General features: G+C 65.4%; 25 protein-coding genes and 1 pseudogene. 16 read left to right on the top strand and 10 right to left on the bottom strand.

The features are described 5' to 3' along the window. Positions 1–60 precede the first annotated feature (60 nt). Complete coding sequence (locus ACFYOW_RS09100) at positions 61–660, bottom strand: PadR family transcriptional regulator (RefSeq protein ID WP_387286148.1); 600 nt, start codon at positions 658–660, stop codon at positions 61–63. Positions 661–773: 113 nt separating this feature from the next. On the opposite strand from ACFYOW_RS09100, the gene ACFYOW_RS09095 reads away from it, so the two are divergent. Continuing rightward, the gene (locus ACFYOW_RS09095) at positions 774–1,229 is read left to right on the top strand and encodes a hypothetical protein (RefSeq protein WP_387286146.1); all 456 of its coding nucleotides are present in this window, start codon (positions 774–776) and stop codon (positions 1,227–1,229) included. 58 nt (positions 1,230–1,287) lie between these two features. On the opposite strand, the gene ACFYOW_RS09090 is transcribed toward ACFYOW_RS09095, so the two are convergent. Continuing rightward, on the bottom strand, positions 1,288–1,776 hold the full coding sequence (locus ACFYOW_RS09090; RefSeq protein ID WP_387286144.1) for a dual specificity protein phosphatase family protein: 489 nt from the start codon (positions 1,774–1,776) through the stop codon (positions 1,288–1,290). A 75-nt stretch (positions 1,777–1,851) separates the two neighbouring features. Between ACFYOW_RS09090 and ACFYOW_RS09085 the strand changes: the two are divergent. The 4 genes and pseudogenes from ACFYOW_RS09085 to ACFYOW_RS09070 form a co-directional block, all read left to right on the top strand. Then, a pseudogene (locus ACFYOW_RS09085) lies at positions 1,852–2,079 on the top strand (DUF6480 family protein); the annotation flags it as partial. Between the two features lie 92 nt (positions 2,080–2,171). After that, positions 2,172–3,392 carry a cytochrome P450 gene (locus ACFYOW_RS09080; protein WP_387286143.1) on the top strand — a complete coding sequence of 407 codons (1,221 nt, stop codon included), beginning with the start codon at positions 2,172–2,174 and terminating at the stop codon, positions 3,390–3,392. Beyond that, the gene (locus ACFYOW_RS09075; protein ID WP_387286142.1) at positions 3,389–3,955 is read left to right on the top strand and encodes a TetR/AcrR family transcriptional regulator; all 567 of its coding nucleotides are present in this window, start codon (positions 3,389–3,391) and stop codon (positions 3,953–3,955) included. Before ACFYOW_RS09080 ends, ACFYOW_RS09075 begins: the two co-directional genes overlap by 4 nt. 83 nt (positions 3,956–4,038) lie before the next feature. Then, the gene (locus ACFYOW_RS09070) at positions 4,039–5,022 is read left to right on the top strand and encodes an aldo/keto reductase (RefSeq protein WP_387286140.1); all 984 of its coding nucleotides are present in this window, start codon (positions 4,039–4,041) and stop codon (positions 5,020–5,022) included. Between the two features lies 1 nt (position 5,023). Here ACFYOW_RS09070 and ACFYOW_RS09065 read toward each other — a convergent pair whose 3' ends face one another. After that, a complete protein-coding gene (locus ACFYOW_RS09065; protein WP_387286139.1) occupies positions 5,024–5,356 on the bottom strand; it encodes a hypothetical protein in 333 nt (110 codons plus the stop codon). 218 nt (positions 5,357–5,574) lie between these two features. Between ACFYOW_RS09065 and ACFYOW_RS09060 the strand changes: the two genes are divergently transcribed. Both ACFYOW_RS09060 and ACFYOW_RS09055 read left to right on the top strand, forming a co-directional pair. Further along, positions 5,575–5,907, top strand: a complete 333-nt coding sequence (locus ACFYOW_RS09060; protein WP_387286137.1) for a hypothetical protein — start codon at positions 5,575–5,577, stop codon at positions 5,905–5,907. Between the two features lie 92 nt (positions 5,908–5,999). Next, positions 6,000–6,518, top strand: a complete 519-nt coding sequence (locus ACFYOW_RS09055; protein WP_387286135.1) for a hypothetical protein — start codon at positions 6,000–6,002, stop codon at positions 6,516–6,518. Positions 6,519–6,917: 399 nt separating this feature from the next. Here the strand turns inward: ACFYOW_RS09055 and ACFYOW_RS09050 are convergent, their stop codons facing one another. The 6 genes from ACFYOW_RS09050 to ACFYOW_RS09025 are packed head-to-tail and all read right to left on the bottom strand — an operon-like array spanning position 6,918 to position 10,450. After that, positions 6,918–7,805, bottom strand: coding sequence for an ABC transporter substrate-binding protein (locus tag ACFYOW_RS09050; RefSeq protein ID WP_387286133.1), 888 nt, complete (start codon positions 7,803–7,805; stop codon positions 6,918–6,920). Positions 7,806–7,829: 24 nt separating this feature from the next. Continuing rightward, on the bottom strand, positions 7,830–8,594 hold the full coding sequence (locus ACFYOW_RS09045) for an SDR family NAD(P)-dependent oxidoreductase (protein WP_387286131.1): 765 nt from the start codon (positions 8,592–8,594) through the stop codon (positions 7,830–7,832). Positions 8,595–8,619: 25 nt separating this feature from the next. Continuing rightward, positions 8,620–9,354 (bottom strand): SDR family oxidoreductase, encoded by a 735-nt coding sequence (locus ACFYOW_RS09040; protein ID WP_387286129.1) that lies wholly within the window; start codon positions 9,352–9,354, stop codon positions 8,620–8,622. A gap of 31 nt (positions 9,355–9,385) precedes the next feature. After that, positions 9,386–9,760 (bottom strand): hypothetical protein, encoded by a 375-nt coding sequence (locus ACFYOW_RS09035; RefSeq protein ID WP_387286128.1) that lies wholly within the window; start codon positions 9,758–9,760, stop codon positions 9,386–9,388. Between the two features lie 26 nt (positions 9,761–9,786). Continuing rightward, entirely contained in the window at positions 9,787–10,320 is a 534-nt protein-coding gene (locus ACFYOW_RS09030; RefSeq protein ID WP_387286126.1) for a nuclear transport factor 2 family protein, read from the bottom strand. A gap of 1 nt (position 10,321) precedes the next feature. Continuing rightward, positions 10,322–10,450 carry a hypothetical protein gene (locus ACFYOW_RS09025; RefSeq protein ID WP_387286125.1) on the bottom strand — a complete coding sequence of 43 codons (129 nt, stop codon included), beginning with the start codon at positions 10,448–10,450 and terminating at the stop codon, positions 10,322–10,324. Between the two features lie 100 nt (positions 10,451–10,550). Between ACFYOW_RS09025 and ACFYOW_RS09020 the strand changes: the two genes are divergently transcribed. From ACFYOW_RS09020 to ACFYOW_RS08990, 7 genes are read left to right on the top strand one after another with little or no spacing between them, the layout of a single operon-like run. Continuing rightward, the gene (locus ACFYOW_RS09020) at positions 10,551–11,162 is read left to right on the top strand and encodes a TetR/AcrR family transcriptional regulator (RefSeq protein WP_387286123.1); all 612 of its coding nucleotides are present in this window, start codon (positions 10,551–10,553) and stop codon (positions 11,160–11,162) included. After that, a complete protein-coding gene (locus ACFYOW_RS09015; RefSeq protein WP_387286121.1) occupies positions 11,159–12,118 on the top strand; it encodes an NADP-dependent oxidoreductase in 960 nt (319 codons plus the stop codon). The genes ACFYOW_RS09020 and ACFYOW_RS09015 overlap by 4 nt, the downstream gene beginning before the upstream one ends. Continuing rightward, entirely contained in the window at positions 12,082–12,324 is a 243-nt protein-coding gene (locus tag ACFYOW_RS09010; protein ID WP_387286120.1) for a WXG100 family type VII secretion target, read from the top strand. The genes ACFYOW_RS09015 and ACFYOW_RS09010 overlap by 37 nt, the downstream gene beginning before the upstream one ends. 5 nt (positions 12,325–12,329) lie before the next feature. Continuing rightward, the gene (locus ACFYOW_RS09005; RefSeq protein WP_387286118.1) at positions 12,330–12,563 is read left to right on the top strand and encodes a hypothetical protein; all 234 of its coding nucleotides are present in this window, start codon (positions 12,330–12,332) and stop codon (positions 12,561–12,563) included. Positions 12,564–12,568: 5 nt separating this feature from the next. Further along, complete coding sequence (locus tag ACFYOW_RS09000) at positions 12,569–13,570, top strand: hypothetical protein (RefSeq protein ID WP_387286116.1); 1,002 nt, start codon at positions 12,569–12,571, stop codon at positions 13,568–13,570. Further along, complete coding sequence (locus ACFYOW_RS08995) at positions 13,540–13,758, top strand: EndoU domain-containing protein (protein WP_387287409.1); 219 nt, start codon at positions 13,540–13,542, stop codon at positions 13,756–13,758. Before ACFYOW_RS09000 ends, ACFYOW_RS08995 begins: the two co-directional genes overlap by 31 nt. A 12-nt stretch (positions 13,759–13,770) precedes the next feature. Beyond that, entirely contained in the window at positions 13,771–14,133 is a 363-nt protein-coding gene (locus ACFYOW_RS08990) for a hypothetical protein (protein WP_387286114.1), read from the top strand. A 534-nt stretch (positions 14,134–14,667) separates the two neighbouring features. Here ACFYOW_RS08990 and ACFYOW_RS08985 read toward each other — a convergent pair. Further along, on the bottom strand, positions 14,668–15,183 hold the full coding sequence (locus tag ACFYOW_RS08985) for a nuclear transport factor 2 family protein (protein ID WP_387286112.1): 516 nt from the start codon (positions 15,181–15,183) through the stop codon (positions 14,668–14,670). A 53-nt stretch (positions 15,184–15,236) separates the two neighbouring features. Between ACFYOW_RS08985 and ACFYOW_RS08980 the strand changes: the two genes are divergently transcribed. Further along, complete coding sequence (locus tag ACFYOW_RS08980; protein ID WP_387286110.1) at positions 15,237–15,884, top strand: winged helix-turn-helix transcriptional regulator; 648 nt, start codon at positions 15,237–15,239, stop codon at positions 15,882–15,884. Further along, the gene (locus tag ACFYOW_RS08975) at positions 15,881–16,612 is read left to right on the top strand and encodes a hypothetical protein (RefSeq protein WP_387286108.1); all 732 of its coding nucleotides are present in this window, start codon (positions 15,881–15,883) and stop codon (positions 16,610–16,612) included. The genes ACFYOW_RS08980 and ACFYOW_RS08975 overlap by 4 nt, the downstream gene beginning before the upstream one ends. Positions 16,613–17,526 lie beyond the last annotated feature (914 nt).

The following is a 17,526-nucleotide window of genomic DNA, read 5'->3' as shown; positions in this document are numbered from 1 at the left end:
GCCCCGAACGCGCCATCTTGCGTGTCATGTGCCGAAGTTGTCCGATGATGTGGGTTACGGCTACTGGTGCGGCAGAAGGGATTCCCTGGACCAGGTGAGGGCGCCCGCGGCCAGATCGGCGATAACAGCGTCGAGCCAACGCAATTCGGCCTCGGTGACCGTGCGCTGGTACTCGTCCTCCAGCATCACCACCCTGGGCAGCTGCATCGCGGCGGCCTGGGTCGCATCGGCATCCATCTCGGCGAGCTTGGCGCGCACCGACTTTGCCCGCCGCTCCAATTCCGTGCGAGCACCTTCGGGTCCGAGCAGCATCAGGAACGACAGCGCCGCAGGGAATTCCGGGTATTCGTTGCGAGGTTCGCCGATCATCTCCGCGAGCCAAGTCGCGCAGGCGGCGCGGCCCGCATCGGTGATCTCGTAGACGGTTCGCTCCGGATATTGCTGATCGCGGCCGGTTTCGCGGACCGTGACCAGTCCGGCCTCCTGCAGCCTGCCGATCGTCTTGTACAGCGCGGCGCGCTGGGCGACATTGACGACCTTGTCCTTGCCCCACTCCTTGATCCGCCGCTGGATCGCATAGGGGTGCATCGGTTCCAGATGCAGGATGCCGAGCAGCGCCATCGCCAGGGGAGAGCGCTTGAACTGCGTCGATGCCGTCATGTCGACCATTCTAGTGGTGTCCCGACAACTAGGTTCACACAAACTAGTTGCAAAGAAACTAGTTTGTGTGCCACTATTGATTCACCAGCAGAAGCCGCCCGAAAGGATCGAAAATGACCGCCAAGACCGCCGCCCGCATCCATGTCGACCACGAGACCACCAAGCGCCTCGGCAACTGGACCGACGCCGGCACCTTCGAAATCACCGCCCGCTACGGCAGCGTGGTGATCGACCTGCGTTCGCCGCAGATCACCGGGGAGATCGTTGTCCACGCTGATCTCGACCACGCCATGGTGAAACTGCTCGTCCCGGACGACGCCGTCATCGACCAGACCGAACTGCGCTGGACCGGCCGCGGACGGGTGAAGGATTTCGCACGGCCGCAGGATGCCGCGGGTCGCGTCATCCGGCTCACCGGCACCAGCAACCGCAGCGAATTCCGGGTGCACCGTGCGGGTATCGCCGTGCTGTCGGCAATGTTCTCGCGGGAGTTCTTCGAGGATGCGCGCCGCGCGCATCGCGAAGGCATGCACCCGACCGTTGCCGATCCGGTCAACGCGCCGCGTTGATGCGCATCTGTTGCCGAAACCGCAGTGCCCCGACCGTTAGGTTGGGGCACTTGGCATTTCAGGTTCGGTCTAGGCCGATCGTCAGATACTTCACGAAGAACTCGTTGTTCAGCGCGTAGCGGGAACGCCGCTGCCGAATCAGGTCGATGGCGTCATCGACCGAATACCCGAGATCCAGCAGCGTCTGCGCGACAACCAAACCCGAACGGTTGTATCCGTACTGGCAGCGCACCATGACGCTGCGATGGGCACGTACCGCCGCTGCGGCGATCCTGGCCAATTCGCGCGCCGCCGCCAACTGATCGGCGTGCAGCTCTGCGTCCGGAATCGCGAGGTGATGGTGTTCGATATCGGGTCCCGGCCCGTGCCCCTCGGCCTGGAACAGGCTGATCACCACATCGAATTCGATCCCGACGATCGCGGGCACCCGCGCGCCTTCGATGTTTCCGTAATGATGCCCACCCATCCACAGCTGCGGCACGATCTCGTTCCACGGCGCTTGCGCATCCGGTGTCTTCATCCTGGGCGGCCGTTCCCACTGCACCATCGTTGCCTCCCCACGTTTCGGCCCAGCTTCTACGGTACCGCCGGGCAACGGCCTGGGAACTGCCCCGAAGTCTGGCAATCTTCGAGTGAAGATCCGCGGCGCACTCCCGATCTCGAAGCGGGCGGCGGCGTCCGACCCGGATCGACCCCACCCGAGACGGCGCAGACCTCCGGACTGTCCGCGCCCGAACCGCGCACCAGCCGACACTTTCCGCCGACCGGAGTCGGCTTCATCGCCATGGCCGCGGCGCTGGCAATCCTGTTCATCGTGGTGGCGGTGTTGCTGGTGGTAACTCTGCTCTGACCGCAAGGCCGGTTCGAAGTGGTGCAGGCTTCCCGCTGAACGATGTAGAACGCGTTCTAGACAGTTCTAGTCTTTTGTCTTATGCTCGGATCATGACGACAGAGTTGTCTCACCGACCGCATTTCGAATTGAGATCCGCGGAGACTTGGCGCGACCCGTGGCCGATGTATGCCGAACTGCGCGCGCACGACCCCGTGCACCACGTTGTGCCCCAGGATGATCCGGCGAGCGACTACTTCGTCCTGTCCCGCTATTCGGATGTATATGCGGCGGCGCGGGACGTCGCGACCTTCTCGTCGGCGGGCGGCCTGACCGTCGACTACCACGACCTCGCCGAGATCGGGCTGCCCGAACCGCGGCCGTTCGTCTTCACCGATCCGCCGGATCACACCACCTTCCGCAGACAGGTCATGAAAGGCTTCACGCCGCGGCAGGTGCGATCGGTCGAACCGCAGGTACGCGCGTTCGTCGTCGAGCGAATCGAACGGCTGCGGGCGGCGGGCGAGGGCGATATCGTCGTCGAACTTTTCAAGCCGCTGCCGAGCATGGTGGTCGCGCACTATCTCGGTGTGCCGGAACCGGATCGGCCGAAATTCGACGAGTGGACCGATCTCATCATGACCGCCTCGGCAGGCGGCAGTCCGCTCGATGCCCAGGAGGCCATCGGCGAATTGATGCAGTACTTCACCCATTTGATCGAACGCCGTCGCGCCGAACCCGCCGACGATACGATCTCGCATCTGGTAGCTTCCGGCCTCGGCGCTGATGGCGACTATGCGGGCATCATCTCGATTCTCGGCTTCGCCTTCACCATGATCACCGGCGGAAACGACACCACCACAGGTAATCTCGGCGGTGCGGTGCAATTGCTGACCGAGCGTCCGGATCAGCGGCGGCTGCTGATCGAGGATCCGTCGCTCATCCCTGATGCGGTCGAGGAGTTCTTGCGGCTCACCTCGCCGGTGCAGGGTTTGGCGCGAACCATGGTGCGCGGCATCGAGATTCACGGCACCACCATCGCGGCCGGACGTCGGGTGCTGCTGCTGTATGCCTCGGCGAACCGGGACGAACGCGAATTCGGTCCCGATGCAAGCGAACTCGATGTACGTCGGCGTCCCAAACAGATCCTGACCTTCAGTCACGGTAACCATCACTGTCTCGGCGCAGCCGCCGCGCGCATGGTCGCGTGCGTCGCGCTGGAGGAACTGCTCGCGCGCTGCCCGGATTTCGTCGTGGACATCGACCGGGTGCGTTACGCCCCTGGCAGTTATGTGCGCTGGCCGGATCGTGTGCCGTTCCGGGTGATCGCATGACCGGAGATTGGTTGCGCCCCAAGCGCGCCGATATCGCGGCTGAGCAAATTCTCGACGCGGCCGCGCAGTTGTTCGTCGAGCGCGGGGTCACGAATACCGGGATGGGCGATGTCGCGAAGGCCGCGGGCTGCTCGCGCGCCACCCTGTATCGCTATTTCCCGAACCGCCAAGCGTTGCGAATCGCGTTCGTGCACCGCGAAGCTCGTCGAGTCGGCGCGGCGGTCGCCGAGCGAACTCGGGAGATAACCGATCCGGGCGAGCGCATTGTCGCGGTCATGCTCGCATCGCTGCGCGAGGTCCGTGCCGCCCCGACTCTGATCGCGTGGTTCACCGCGGGCGACGCGGGCATTGCCAATGAAATCGGTCAGTCATCGGAGGTCATCGAGGCCATAGCGGCCGGGCTGCTGCCGCCGACGGCCGATCCGGACCGCTTCCGGCTCGCCCGCTGGTTGGCTCGTATCATTATGTCGCTGCTCACCGCGCCCGGTCGCGACGAGGCCGATGAGCGGGTCATGCTGGAGCAGTTCGTCGCACCGGTCGTCATGGGCGCATTCGCGAACTGACCGAACTCCTTGCATTTGACTTGGAGCGCTCTCCAGGTCGTAGCGTCGATGACGAGATCGTCGACCAAGGAGGAGAGCCCCGCATGATTCCGACCAGGAAACTCGGCCAGTTGACCGTCGGTGCACAGGGTCTGGGCTGCATGGGTATGAGCCAGGCCTACGGCGTGCGCGATAACGACGACGAATCCATCGCCACCATCCACCGTGCGCTGGATCTGGGCGTGACGCTGCTCGACACCGCAAATGTCTACGGCCCGGAGACCAACGAGCGCTTGGTCGGCAAGGCCATCGCCGACCGCCGCGATCGGGTGGTGCTTGCGACCAAATTCGGCATCGTGTGGGGCGAGGACGGGAGCATGGGCGCCCGTGGTGACGCCGCATACGTCAAGCAGAGCTGTGACGCTTCGCTGGCCCGGCTCGGTGTCGACCACATCGACCTCTACTACCAGCACCGCGTCGATCCGAATGTCCCCATCGAGGAGACCTGGGGCGCGCTGTCGGAGTTGGTGCAGGCGGGCAAGGTTCGCTATCTCGGCATCTCGGAGGCATCGGCGGCGACCATCCGCGGCGCGCACGCGGTCCATCCGGTGACCGCCCTGCAGAGTGAATGGTCGCTGTGGACAAGGGATATCGAGGCCGAGGTGCTGCCGACCTGTCGTGAACTCGGCATCGGCATCGTGCCCTTCTCACCGCTCGGCCGCGGTTTCCTGACCGGCGCGATCATCTCCACCGCAGATCTGCCCGCCGATGATTTGCGCCGCCGGCTACCGCGATTCGCCGGGGACAACCTCGACAGCAATCTGGCCATCGTCGCGGCGCTGCGCGAGCTGGCCGCCGAAAAGGGCATTACTGCAGGACAATTGGCGCTCGCCTGGGTGCACAGCCGCGGCGACGATGTGGTTCCGATTCCGGGCACCAAGCGCCGCACTTACCTCGAGGAGAATGTCGCCGCCGCCGAGATCACCCTGACCGCAGACGATCTCGCTCGCATCGATGCCGCTGCCCCTGCCACCGCGTTCGCCGGTGCGCGCTATCCCGAGCACCTCGCCAAGGCCGCCGGTCGCTGAACTATTCGGGAGGCACGCCCATCATCAAACGGACAGCGTGTGCGGAAAGCTCTGGAGGCGTTCCGGTGGATAGTGCGCGGGATCGCTGACTGCCGAGCATCTCGGCAACGGTCAGCAGCGAATTGGCGAGCAGCGCGGCATCCACACCCGCCCAGCGGGGTTCGAGCGCCAAGCCCATGCGCACCAATGCCTGGGCGTGGTCGAGAATGATGGCGCGCGAATTGCGTAGTGCCTCACGGTATTCCCTGGGAGCCCCGCCCGGGGTGGCGAGAATCAGCCGCCACCGGGGTGGGATTCTCCAGGGCCATACCGACGAATGCCTCCACCGGTGCATAGTGGCAGATCTTGTAAATCATGTGGAATCGGTTCGACCGCACGACTTTCGGTGTCGAGAACATACGTTCCTGTTGTATTCGGCGGGAGAAATTGCTACGGTTGCTTTATATTTGCTGTGACAGTGTGCGATGGCGGGGCGCCAACGACGGTAGCTGCACCCGACCTGTATGGATCGAGCATCAGAAGATCTGGTACACGACGGAACGAGGCAAGTCGATGAGGCCGACGCCGACCGCGATCGGATACCTTCGTCAAGACGTGTCGGGCGATGCGATGGACTGGGACATTGCCCAGATCCGCAAGTTGGCAATGCGATACGGATATGACCTCGCCGAGATCGTGCGGCTGGAAGGTGCGGGCACGCATATTCTCGCGGCATTGCGCGAGGTCATCCGCAAGACGGACGCGGAAGCGGTGATCATGCCGAATCTCGCGCATTTGGACGATCGACCGGAAGAACTTGTGCGGGCGTGTGACGTTATCACCGTCAACCCGAACAATACCTATGCCCGACGGGCATATCCCGGGGAATGTGTGTGGGCTGATTAGCCTGCGTCGCACGCGCCGTCTACGATCTTGGCGTTTGCTTGTCGTCAGCTGCTCCATCAGATCAGTTCGATCAAAAGGAGAAGGTATTCGTCATGGCAATTTCCCGGAAGATCGCTACAGCTTCGGTCGCAGTCGCCGCACTCGCCGCCGCATTGGTCGGCACCCAGCAGGCCGCGGCCGAGCCGATTGCCGGCGGCTGCTCCGGCGGCCAATTCAGTTACAACACCAGCCCGCTCGGGATGTCGGTCGCGCCGACCACGGCCACCTGGAACGGCAATCTCACCGGTTGCGCGGGCGCACCCGCGTCCGAGGCCGCGGTCAGCGGCACCTTCAGTGGAACCGGTAGCTGCAACGGTGCCGACGGTCAGATCGACGGCAAGATCAACTGGTCCAACGGCGCGGTCAGCCGGATCAGCGGGCCGTGGCACGTGCCGGGTGGTGTCGCCAGGTCGATGTCCAACACCGTGACCATTACCGACGGCCCCGGCGCGGGTGGCCATCTGGTGGTCGAACAAGGTCCGATCGGCAATGCCATGGCAATGGCGGGGGCGTGTCTCGCGGGCGATCTCCGCAATGCCGACGCGCCGATCCTCGCGGCGCGTTTCAACTGAACCGATGAACGAGTAACGGGTACCGGGCCGTGTGCCCGGTACCCGTTTTCCGGTGGGTGCGAATTTTCGGTCCTCACATAGCACGCCGACCGGTCGAGCCGCGAAATCTGTAGTGCATCACCATCGCCCGCGCCCTCGGTGGTCCCCGCGCCAAATCCAGCTCGCGCTCCAGCACGCAGGCAGGACTACTCGCGAACTCATCAAGCAAGAACGCCTGCGTCTCGCCCAACTGCGCCTGCGGAATCCGGCATACCGGCACTGGAGCATCGCCGACATCCCCTGGGACTCGGCTTCGCTCGGCCACCGCCTTCCGTCAGTGCTACGACGCGAGTCCTCGGGACATCCGTCAGGGTCGAGCAGGATAGTTCAGAGCGCGCGCCTCGCCAGCCCCTCCGACGGCTACGCTGCGGACTGCTCGGCTGGTTCGGTGTGATAGATGTCGGCCGCATCGGGCACGGTGGCCACGCCGAGTTCCTCCGCCACGCTCGATATCGCCTGGGCCGCAACGGACGGATCGTGGCGGCCGTCGGCGGTGAAATACGGTGCGAGGTAGCGTTCGTAATACCGGCGGGCCTCGGTCTCGGCGAGGCTCGGGATGAGGGCGTTGACGTACCGAACGGCGAGATCCGGCTCGTCGTGGATGGTGCGCAGGGCCCGGCGGTTGGCCCGCACAAGGGCCAGAAGCGCCGGATCATCCGTCGCGATGTGGGTGGGGTCCACGGCGACGCCCACCGTGGGGATCCGGAAGTGGTCTCCGACGAAGGCCAGCAGGCGCAGGCCGTGCTGGCGGGCCGTGACCTCGGGCGCCAGGGTGCTGCCGACGAACGCCGCGTCCAGGGAGCCCTCGGCGAGCTCGCGCAGGTGGCGGCTGTAGTCACCCGGTCGCATGACGACCGACTGGACGTCGTGGTCCGGATCCAGCCCGTGTTTCCTGAGCACGATGCGGGAGAAGCATCCAGGAGCGGTGGTCGGCGGGTGGATGCCGATCCTGCGGTCCTTCAGCTCCTCGAGCGACGCGTAGGCGTCGCGGGCGAGCAGCCAGAACAGCGGCCGGTCGGTGTTGACGCACAACACCGTCCACGGGATGCCGCCGGTCACGCGAGATAGCACCGCCCGGCCCAGACCGATCGTGGCGGTCCGCCGGACCCGTTCACCGTCCCAGGCGCATCCGTCGCGCAGCGCGACGTGGACTCCCTCCTGCCGGTAGTAGTCCTGCTGGTCTGCGACGTAGGCGACCAGTTCTTCGTGGATTCCCAGCCCGACATAGGTCAGGTCGATGGTGTGCACGTGCGCCCTCCTTTCGAAGTCCTGTCAGTCCATGGCCATTCCGCCGTTGACCGGCGCGGTGATGCCGGTGATGAATCCGCTGTCGTCGCCGGCGTAGAAGGCGACGGCCCGGGCCACGTCGTCGGGGGTGGCGATGCGGCCCAGCGCCGTCTGGGCTGCCTGGTGCTGCTGGTGTTCCTGCTCGAGGACGGTGTTGACCATGGTGGTCTCACCCACCGGCCCCGGGGCCACGACGTTGACCGTGATCCCTTGCGGCCCCAGTTCCTGCGCGACGTAACGGGCGAACTGGCTCAGGGCCGCCTTCGAAGTGCCGAGCGCGATCATGCCCGCACGCGGTCGTCGGCTCAGCACGGTGCCGAGGTAGACGATCCGGCCGTAGCCGCACTTGGTCATGCCGGGGACGACGGCCTTGGTCATCAGGAAGGCAGCGCGCATCTCCTGTTCCAGTTTGCCGCCGAGTTCGTCCCACGAGATCTCGTCGAACGACTTGACCGCGTAGGGGATCAGGGCGTTGTGGATCAGGACCTCGACTTCGCCCATGGCGGCCCGGACCTGCTCGACCATGTCGCGCACGGCGGACTCGTCGCGCACGTCCGCCCGCACCGCCATTGCCCGGCCGCCTGCGGACACGATCGACGCGACCACGTCGTCGGCCTCGTCGCGGCTGCTGCGGTAGTTGATGACGACCCGCATCCCTCGCGAGGCGAGCAACCGGGCAGTGGCCGCGCCGATCCCCCTGCTCGCGCCGGTGATGAGGGCGATCCTCCCCTCCTGTCGAACGCTCGGCATGTCTGCCTCCGAAGAGCTCGTCGGGTCAGCGTGACCGCAGCCAGTCCCGGAAGTGCGTGGTGGCGAGGTGGGCACCTTCGGGCGCGGTGAGCACATCGCCTTTTACCGCTGCGAACAGGCCTGCGGACTCGTCGGTGACGACACGGCGGTTGTCGCCGGTCATCTCCAGTGTGATGCGGCCCAGCTCATCGAGCGGGAAGACTTCGGGGCCGCCGATATTGCGTGTGCCCCGCAGCGGAGCACCCGCGGCGACCTCGGCGACAGCGGCCGCGACCTCGGCGGAGCTGATGGGCTGAATCGCAGTGGCGGGCAGGCGCACGACATCACCGTCGGTGGTCCAGTCCAGCGACGCCACCACGAATTCCATGAACTGCGTCGCGCGCACGATCGAGTACGGGATCGGACCGGCCTCGACCAGGTCCTCCTGCAGGGTCTTGGCCCGGTAGTAGACGAGGTCGGGCACCTGGTCGACACCGACGATCGACAGCGTCACGATGTGCCGGACACCTGCGGCCTGCGCGGCGGTCAAGAGGTGGGGCACTGTCGTGCGGAAGAAGTCGAGGGAGGCCTCGTCGAAGGTCGGCGAGTTGGCCACGTCGACGACGACCTCGGCGCCGCGCAGCGCGTCGTCGAGCCCGTCGCCGGTGAGGAGATCGATCCCGGTCGACCGCGAGTGCCCGGTCGCATCGTGTCCGGCCGCGGTGAGCTCCTGTACGACCTGGGAGCCGATGAGTCCGGTGCCGATGACTGCGATTTTCATGAGATGTCCTTCCGGTAGAAGTGGGTCTCGGTCAGGAGCCTTTCTCGTGTTCGATCCCGGGGCGGATAGCCTCGTAGAGCACTGTGTCGACGGTCGTCCCCAGCAGATCGGCCGCACTGCAGTCGAGTTCGCGTGGTAACTGCGAGTTCAGCAGCCGCTCGACCGCGCCGCGGGTGATCTCGCCCAGCAGTTCCGGCGGAGCCGACAGCAGTCCCCGCCGGTGTCCATCGTGGAACAGCTGGTCGAGCCGCTGGTAGACCACCGCGCCGATCCGCCCGAGTTCGCTGCTCCCCGCACGCAGGAACCGCTGCACCTGCGCACCGAACGGCTTGCCCTCGGTCTCCGCGACCGCCGCCACGAGCGTGCGCTCCACTGCCGCGAACTGCCGATTCAGCACCGCGGTCATCAGGCTCCGCCTACGTTCGCACGCTGTCAAGACATGGTTCGGTAGGACGGGTCGGTGGTGTCGCGGCGGCCCTGGAGGTAGCCCTGGTCGGTGAAGAACGGTGATTGCAGCACCCTGGCGTCGGCGGTGCACATGACCTCGACGGTGGAGCGTCGTAATGCGATGCGCCAGTGGCCGTTTCGGCGTTCCAGCCGGTCGAGGTAGCGGCCGCTCACGAGTTGTGCGGTGCGGCCGTCTATGCCGAGTAGTACGACGATCGAATAACTTTCGCAGTGGGCGATGTCGCCGTCGATGTCGCAGGTGTGGGTGGTGATGTTGTGGGTGTGCGCCTGCGAGGTGGCGGCGTGCACGGCGTTGGCCCAGTCCGCGTAGTCGGTGCCGGTGTTGATGGTGTTGCCGTGTTTGTCGGTGGCGTCGGGGTGGTAGGCGCTGCTGAGTAGCTCGGCGTCGTGCCGATCGCAGCCGCGGGCGTGGCGGGCGATGCAGTCGAGGATTTCCGTCCGGTCTTCGAGGTAGCGAATACGCCGCTGCAGGCCCTCGATATCGGATTCCGCTCCCATGTCAGACGACCGCTTCGCTGTGGGCGAGGGTGTGGTGCACGAGCCGCCGCGAGGTCGGCTCGAACGGGACGGTGCGGTGCGGCATTTCGGCGCCGATGATCGGTTTCGCTGCGTGGATGGTGACGGTCACGATGGTCCCTTCTTATTGTTCAACCGTATAAGAATAGGATATTCAATACTTGAGAGGTAGATTCTCGCAATAGAGATGCTCCGGCGTCGGTGGAGGTGTGATGGCAGCGCGGCGGGGAGTGGGCTCGCGGAGCTCGCAGACCCGTACGGAGATCGTGCGGGCGGCCGGCGAGCTCATGCTCGAAAACGGCTATGCGGCCGTGACCCATCGGGGTGTCGCGAGCCGGGCCGGTGTGGCGCCGGGGCTGGTGCAGTACTACTTCCCGACGCCGGAGGAGTTGTTCATCGCGGTCCTGACTCGGTGGACCGACCACACCGTGCAGCGTCTGGCCGCGGTCGGCGAATCCGGTCGGCCCCTGCGGGAAATCTGGGAGTACGCGAACGATACGGCCGGCACCGCGATGCTGCTGGAATTCATGGCGCTGGCCAACCATCGCAAGGGCATCGGTCCGGTGATCGGTGCGGGTGGTGAGCGCGTGCGGCAGACTCTGCTCGCGATCCTCGACCGGACGGTACCGCGATATCGCCTGTCCGGCACCGAGATTCCACCCGCGGCGCTGCTGTTCCTGATGTCCGCAATCCCGCGGATGGCACATCTCGAGGAGACCTTCGGCACCTACACCGGTCATGCCGAATCGATCGCGCTGGTCGAGAGATTCCTCGACGAAGTCGAACCCCGCACCGCGCCAGAAAACGGATCGGAGCAGCCATGACGCTCATGAAGGCCGTCGCTCAGCGCAGCCTGGGTGGTCCGGAGGTACTGCGAACCATCGAGGTGCCGCGTCCGTCGCCGCGGCCGGGGGAGGTGCTGTTGCGCCTGCGGGCGACCGCGGTCAACCCGGTGGACTGGAAACTGCGGTCCGGGCACGTGACCCATTTGGGTCCGCCGCCGTTCACGCTCGGATTCGACGTGTGCGGCACGGTGACCGAGATCGGTACGGATGTCACCGGATTCCAGTCGGGCGACGAGGTTTTCGGCATGATCTTCAGCCGCACCGGCGCCTACAGCGAATACGTCGTTGCCCGCGCCGACTCGCTGGCGCCGCTGCCGTCGGGCCTCGACGTCGTGCAGGCGGCTGCCTTACCGACCGCCGGGCTGACTGCTTGGCAGGCGCTGGAATTGGCCGAGCTGCAAGGTGGTGAGCGCATCCTGATCCACGCCGCCGCGGGCGGAGTCGGGCATCTGGCCGTGCAGTTCGCCGCGCTGCGTGGCGCCTCAGTGATCGGCACCGCTCGTGCCATCAACCACGAATTCGTGGCCGCGCTCGGCGCCGACACGGTAATCGATTACACGACAGTCGATTTCAATACCGCGATCAAGGATGTGGACGTTGTGCTCGACCTGGTCGGCGGCGAGTACGGCACGCGCTCGCTGCGGGTGCTCGGACCCCGCGGTCGATACATCACCGCCCAGGACTCCGACGCCACAGGCGACCCCCGCAGCCGACAGGTAACCGGACGCCCATCGCCCAACGACCTGGCCGCGATCGCACGATTGGTTGTCGACGGCCGGATAAACGTGCATATCGATCGCGTCATGTCGCTGGCCGACGTCGCCGCCGCGCATCGACTAGCCGAATCGGGCGGCATCCGAGGCAAACTCGTCCTCACACCCTGGCCTGGAGATTTCTTGTGCCCTCGGCAGGGCACACAAAACATGGGCAACTGAAAAACGCCTGGTCATCGTGGGGGCGTACCGGCACGGGCTGGGAAGGTGTTGCAGCCCAGGCATATTCCGAGGCCCACACGAAATGGGCTGCGGCGGCCCGGGAATTCGCTGAGGGCGTCCGCGACATGAGCGACGCCGCCCGCCAGGCGCACGCGAAGTACATCAACGCTGCCGAGGTCAACAAGCAGATGCTCAACGGCGGGTAACGTCCGTGGGAGCATGGACCATCGACTCCGGCGTCTACTTCGATGCGGCCAAGAAATGCCAGCTTCTCGCCAGCGACATCTCTCTCGCGCTGGGTCCGTTGCTGTCCAAGTTGGTCCATGAGTGCGGTGGAATGGCTGGCAACCACGAGCAGTCCGAGGCGTGGATCACCGCGTACGACCAGTACGCCAGCGATATAGTCGAACTAACAGCGGCCCTGGCGAACGCCCTGCAGCGATAGGCGATGTGCTTGCCGCCGCCGGCTACAACTGGTGGCAGTCTAACCGCTCCACCGCCAGCGGCACTGAACCGACGCGTCCAACAGAGTCCGAACTGCTGTACGACACTGGGATGGACCTCCCCGCTACTGCCAAGGGAGACAACGGAGTCGGGATCGACAGCCCGATCACGGGTCTACTGGAGAAGGTCGGCAAGATCCCCAACGGGGACCTCACCAAGTCGCACACTGCCGCAGACGCGTGGAAAACGTTCTCCGAGCACACGACTATCACCGGGGCCGCAGAGCGGATCAAGGGTGTCAATGCCAAGTTTGCCGGCAGCACCGACCCGAACATCATTGCGATCGAAGAGAAACTGTCAACGCTGCAGAAGGCCGCAGAACTGTTGGCTCAGGCGGCGAAAGCGTTATACGGGCCGGTCCAGGGACATTACGAAGCTCTCGACAAGATGCGCTCCGACATCCAGAAGGCTGTCTCCGACGCCAACAAGGAGCTCACCGCATCAATCGTCGTCACAATCGCGGTCGTCGGGGTCCTAGCCGTCGTAACTGGTGGTACTGCAGCTGGGCCTGCCGCCGCTGGTGGCGCCGCGGTGACCACAGAAGTCGTCACAGCGGCGGCAGCGGTTATCCGCACTGCCGTGCATGCCAGTGACCTCATCCACATCTACGAAGCGGTCACCTCCGTCAGTTCTGCTGGCTCGGGCGTGTTCTCAGCCATCCCCGACCTCTCCCAGGGCGGCACCAAAGCAGCCCTCGAAGGCATCGCGGCAATGACCGTCAAGCTGACCGATGGTGGCAGTAGCGAGAACCAATGGGACAAGGTGGAGGGGGCAAAGCCGAACCCGGCGAACATTACTATCTCTCAAAAACGGCGGATCCATATCCTCGACGGCGACGGGAGCGACGACATCAACGGTGGTGGGCACGCGCCCGGGACTGGAATGCCCAACAAGACCGAGTTCCCCGACACCGATGACTGGGAAGACGACAAATCATCGACCGAATAGTCGACGTCGCGAAGAACCCGGACCAGCCGCCAGTCCTCCAGGACAACGGCAATTGGAAGGTCAACGGCACCCGCAACGGTGTCCAAATCGAGGTCATCGTCGCTCCCGACGGCTCAGTCGTGACCGGCTATCCCATCGGCGGTGCTGGGGTAGTCCGGAACGACGCGAATGGCAACCCGATCAAATAGGCTAGGAGAGCGATGAATCCGGACAGGGTGGCGCGAGAAGCGCGAAAACGTCCGCGAGACCCACAAGCCATCGAAGCCCGTAACCGTCGGCTCAACAAGATGAGCAAGGACTCGCGAGACCTCCTCGAGAGCGTCGCCGACCGCCTGCCTTCTGACCTGGTCGAAAGCTACCGGACCTACAGCAACGTCGGTGAGTGGGCGATGCTCGTCGACGTGCTGTGTGCCAGTCTCATCAAGCGCCAGATCCCGGTCACTGCAGCGGAACGCGATGCCGTGGCGAACGTGCTCGGCCAGTTCAATCCCCCAATAGAGGGATACCGCTACCTCAACGACCCCCAAGGCGTGCTGTCTGAGCTCAACGTGGTCACTGCGTAAAATCCTCGGGGTCCGATCGGGGCCAGACGGCCGAGTCGTCCTTGGCGGCGACGCCTTTGAGCCAGTAGACACTGGAAACCAATTCATCCCTGATCGGATGTCAACCAAGCCCGCGGCAGTCCCGAAGCCCACATCATCGGCAAGACGCAGGCGAGGTGGAGTAAGGATTTTGCTGCGGCGAGGCCGTTTGACCTGCACATTTCGGTTTATTGGCGATCCGGAAGCGGGGAACTTGAGGCTTGCGAGCCACACGGCCGGACACCGCGCAGCGTCCCCCCGCAAGGCCACGGCAGCGGCACGAAACAGAACGAAAGGGAACCGTCACAGCCCTGCTCGGTCTCGGGGTCACCCCGAGGCGGTGTCGGTGCGGTCCCGATGCCCGACCTGCTGGCGACCATCGCCTTCCTCGCCGGCCCACCGAGGCTGCAACCGTGGCTGCCCGCGCTGCCCACTAATTTCGCCGAACGACGGGCGGCGTTCGACGCCCTCGATGAGCCGATCACTGCGAGATCGTTAACAGTTGCACGGTGCCGGTCAGAGGAATGCGGGTACCAAACGGTCCGCCGTGCGCAGCGCAAAGGCGAGAGGTCGTGCGGCCACCGCCGCAAGCGCGCCCTTCAGCTGTCCGCGGCGCCTCGCCGAAACCCGCGGCGGGAGTACTGCGAACAGCGTCGCGAGCGCCGGGAGCGGACGGACGAAGACCGTGTACTCGACGATCTGTCCTTGTTCGTTGCAGCGCACCAGATTCATGGCTTCGAGGTCCACCCCGCGCACGCGGGCGCGGAACGTGAACGATCCCGTATCGCCGACCGCGAGCGGTTCGGTGGTGGTGAGATCGTCGAGGACGGCGAAGATATCGCGGTGCAGTTCGGTGACCTCCTCTCTGCCCTCGAATCGCAGTCGCGTTGTCATCGGGGAGTGAAAGACCACGTCGGGCGCCAAGTGCTCGGCGATGGCATCGGCGTCGCCCCTTTCCCCCGCGGTGCGCAGAGCGGCGAGCGCAGCCGAGAGCGGCGCGGTGGAAAGGCCGGCGGGACCGGAGCCCGACATGGGAACCCCTCTCATGGGTGGACATCCGACTATGCTTGATAAAATCAAGCATTATGGAAGAAGTCAAGCTCAAGCCGAGTCGCTCCTATGGGCAGTTCTGCGGTCTGGCGCGCGCACTGGATGTGGTGGGTGATCGCTGGAGCATGCTGATCGTCCGCGAGCTCCTTCCCGGCCCCAGGCGCTACGGCGAACTCGTGGCGTCGCTGGGCGGGATCGCCACCAACCTGCTCGCCGACCGCCTCCGGAGCCTGGAGTCCGCCGGTGTGATCGAGCGGCGGCCGGGCCCGACGAGAGGCGTTGTCTATGGCCTGACACCGTGGGGTCGTGAGCTGCGTGAAACAGTCGAGGCGCTCGTCCGCTGGAGCTTCCCGCTGATGGTGAGCGGCCAAGGCGACGACGCCTTCCAGCCTCGCTGGCTGGCTGTCGCACTCCCAGCGCTGCTCCGTGGAAAGACGGCTGAGCCTCCAGCCGAGTTGGGCATCGAAGTTGCCGGTCTGTTCATGACTGTGCGGATCGACCAGCACGGTCCCCACGTGAGTGTCCAACCCGACCGGCGCCCCGACACGATCCTCCAAGCAGAGCCGGAGGCAGTTCTGGGACTGGCCGCCGGTGCGATCACGATCGACGATGCACTGTCCGGGGCGAGCGTCCACGGCGATCCGCGCGTCCTGGCCACGGTGCTGATCGGGGCACAGTCATGAGCGGGCTGCTCGACGAGGTCCTCACCGCCCATGGCGGCCTCGAGCGGTGGCGGGCCGTGACCGCCCTGACCGCCCACGGAAGATTTGGTGGTCTCCTGCGATCGCGCTTCCCCGGAAACCGAATGACCAACCTGACCGTGCGGGTGCAGCTGGCACAACAGCACGCCGTCTTTCAGGGCTTCCCGCAACAGGATCAGCAGGCGGTGTTCAATCGAGGTGACGTACGGATCGAGACCTGCGAGGGCGAACCGATCAGCACCCGGCCGAACGCCCGCGCCGCGTTCATCGGGCTCAGCGGACTCCGGCGCAACTTCCGCTGGGACGCTCTCGATGCCGCATACTTCGCCGGATACGCATTCTGGAACTACCTCTCGACACCTCTGCTTTTGACTCGCGAAGGAGTCACCGTCACCGAGGGGGATACCTGGCCCGAAGGTGGCGATCGGTGGCGACGCCTCGAGGTCAGCTTCCCGCCGGACCTGCATACCCACTCCCGGCGACAGACCTTCTACGTCGACACCGCCGGTCTCATCCGCCGGCACGACTACGTTGCCTACCCCGTCGGTCGGTGGGCGCGCGCCGCGCACTGCTGCAATGACTACCGACGCTTCGCTGGACTCGCCTTTCCGACACAGCGACGGGTGCGCCCACGAGGACCAGACGGCCGAACTCTCCCCCTTCCGATTCTCGTCGCACTCGATATCGACCACATCGAGATCGAGACTTGACCGCAATCTGCTCAGCTTTGGATCCTAAGGCGCGAACCCCTTTCTCGTTGAAGTCGTGAATCGCTTGCCGCACATACGATTCGGTGTAGGCGAAGAAGCTGTGCCGTGTCTTGTCCAGCACGATGTCGCCGGATGCCGGCACGAGGGAGCCGATGATCTCTGCGCGCCACTGCCGTTCCTCTCGGCTGAGGGCCGGTAGCCGAACCTGGCGGGAACGGGATGGCGGGCCGCGCGGGGTTGGCGGCGAGCGGGCCGGCGGGGCTGGTCACCGAGCGGGAGTAGATCACCGGCAGCTCGGCGGCGCGGGCCGCGTCGAGAGTTTCGCGCATTCGGCGAATATCGATCATCAGGAGTCCTGTGGGCGGGACACTGCCACATACGGTGGCCGGGAGGTGAAACCCTCCCGGCCACTCGTTAGAGCACCTTTCGCTGTCTACCGGTACACAATGCCGGAAAACGGCGAATTGCCCAGACTAGGCAGTACCACCCCCACCCGTCTCCGGAGACCCTTCGGGAACGTCCCCGCCACCGCCGGGTCCTTGCTCACCGGGTCCCTCCTCGCCCGGTCCCTGCTCACCCGGTCCCTGCTCACCCGGTCCACCCCCACCAGGTCCACCCGGTCCACCCGGAGCACCGCCACCGGGAGCACCGCCACCGGGAATCGGTATGGGGATGGGAATCGGGATGGGGACGGGGACGGGGAGAACTCCGACACCGCCACCGACACCGCCACCGCCACCGGGGAGAACGGGAATAACTCCGCCGCCGCCGGGGGGGATGGGGATGGGAATGGTTGTCACCGGCGTTGTCGGCGGTGCTGTTGTCGTTGTCGTTGTCGGCGGTGCTGTTGTCGTTGTCGTTGTCGGCGGTGCTGTAGTCGTGGACGTCGGTGGGATAGTGCAGTTGGGTCGGGT

It is taken from the genome of Nocardia sp. NPDC006982, assembly GCF_042869435.1.
Taxonomy (GTDB): domain Bacteria; phylum Actinomycetota; class Actinomycetes; order Mycobacteriales; family Mycobacteriaceae; genus Nocardia.
The sequence above is the reverse complement of the archived record's forward strand: the minus strand, read 5'-3'. Positions and strand labels throughout refer to the sequence as shown.

Excerpts from the sequence above, each read along its gene's own strand:
- ACFYOW_RS09100 (WP_387286148.1), bottom strand. The coding sequence starts at position 660 with ATGACGGCATCGACGCAGTTCAAGCGCTCTCCCCTGGCGATGGCGCTG.
- ACFYOW_RS09095 (WP_387286146.1), top strand. The coding sequence starts at position 774 with ATGACCGCCAAGACCGCCGCCCGCATCCATGTCGACCACGAGACCACC.
- ACFYOW_RS09090 (WP_387286144.1), bottom strand. The coding sequence starts at position 1,776 with ATGGTGCAGTGGGAACGGCCGCCCAGGATGAAGACACCGGATGCGCAA.
- ACFYOW_RS09080 (WP_387286143.1), top strand. The coding sequence starts at position 2,172 with ATGACGACAGAGTTGTCTCACCGACCGCATTTCGAATTGAGATCCGCG.
- ACFYOW_RS09075 (WP_387286142.1), top strand. The coding sequence starts at position 3,389 with ATGACCGGAGATTGGTTGCGCCCCAAGCGCGCCGATATCGCGGCTGAG.
- ACFYOW_RS09070 (WP_387286140.1), top strand. The coding sequence starts at position 4,039 with ATGATTCCGACCAGGAAACTCGGCCAGTTGACCGTCGGTGCACAGGGT.
- ACFYOW_RS09065 (WP_387286139.1), bottom strand. The coding sequence starts at position 5,356 with ATGCACCGGTGGAGGCATTCGTCGGTATGGCCCTGGAGAATCCCACCC.
- ACFYOW_RS09060 (WP_387286137.1), top strand. The coding sequence starts at position 5,575 with ATGAGGCCGACGCCGACCGCGATCGGATACCTTCGTCAAGACGTGTCG.
- ACFYOW_RS09055 (WP_387286135.1), top strand. The coding sequence starts at position 6,000 with ATGGCAATTTCCCGGAAGATCGCTACAGCTTCGGTCGCAGTCGCCGCA.
- ACFYOW_RS09045 (WP_387286131.1), bottom strand. The coding sequence starts at position 8,594 with ATGCCGAGCGTTCGACAGGAGGGGAGGATCGCCCTCATCACCGGCGCG.
- ACFYOW_RS09040 (WP_387286129.1), bottom strand. The coding sequence starts at position 9,354 with ATGAAAATCGCAGTCATCGGCACCGGACTCATCGGCTCCCAGGTCGTA.
- ACFYOW_RS09035 (WP_387286128.1), bottom strand. The coding sequence starts at position 9,760 with ATGACCGCGGTGCTGAATCGGCAGTTCGCGGCAGTGGAGCGCACGCTC.
- ACFYOW_RS09030 (WP_387286126.1), bottom strand. The coding sequence starts at position 10,320 with ATGGGAGCGGAATCCGATATCGAGGGCCTGCAGCGGCGTATTCGCTAC.
- ACFYOW_RS09020 (WP_387286123.1), top strand. The coding sequence starts at position 10,551 with ATGGCAGCGCGGCGGGGAGTGGGCTCGCGGAGCTCGCAGACCCGTACG.
- ACFYOW_RS09015 (WP_387286121.1), top strand. The coding sequence starts at position 11,159 with ATGACGCTCATGAAGGCCGTCGCTCAGCGCAGCCTGGGTGGTCCGGAG.
- ACFYOW_RS08990 (WP_387286114.1), top strand. The coding sequence starts at position 13,771 with ATGAATCCGGACAGGGTGGCGCGAGAAGCGCGAAAACGTCCGCGAGAC.
- ACFYOW_RS08985 (WP_387286112.1), bottom strand. The coding sequence starts at position 15,183 with ATGTCGGGCTCCGGTCCCGCCGGCCTTTCCACCGCGCCGCTCTCGGCT.
- ACFYOW_RS08980 (WP_387286110.1), top strand. The coding sequence starts at position 15,237 with ATGGAAGAAGTCAAGCTCAAGCCGAGTCGCTCCTATGGGCAGTTCTGC.
- ACFYOW_RS08975 (WP_387286108.1), top strand. The coding sequence starts at position 15,881 with ATGAGCGGGCTGCTCGACGAGGTCCTCACCGCCCATGGCGGCCTCGAG.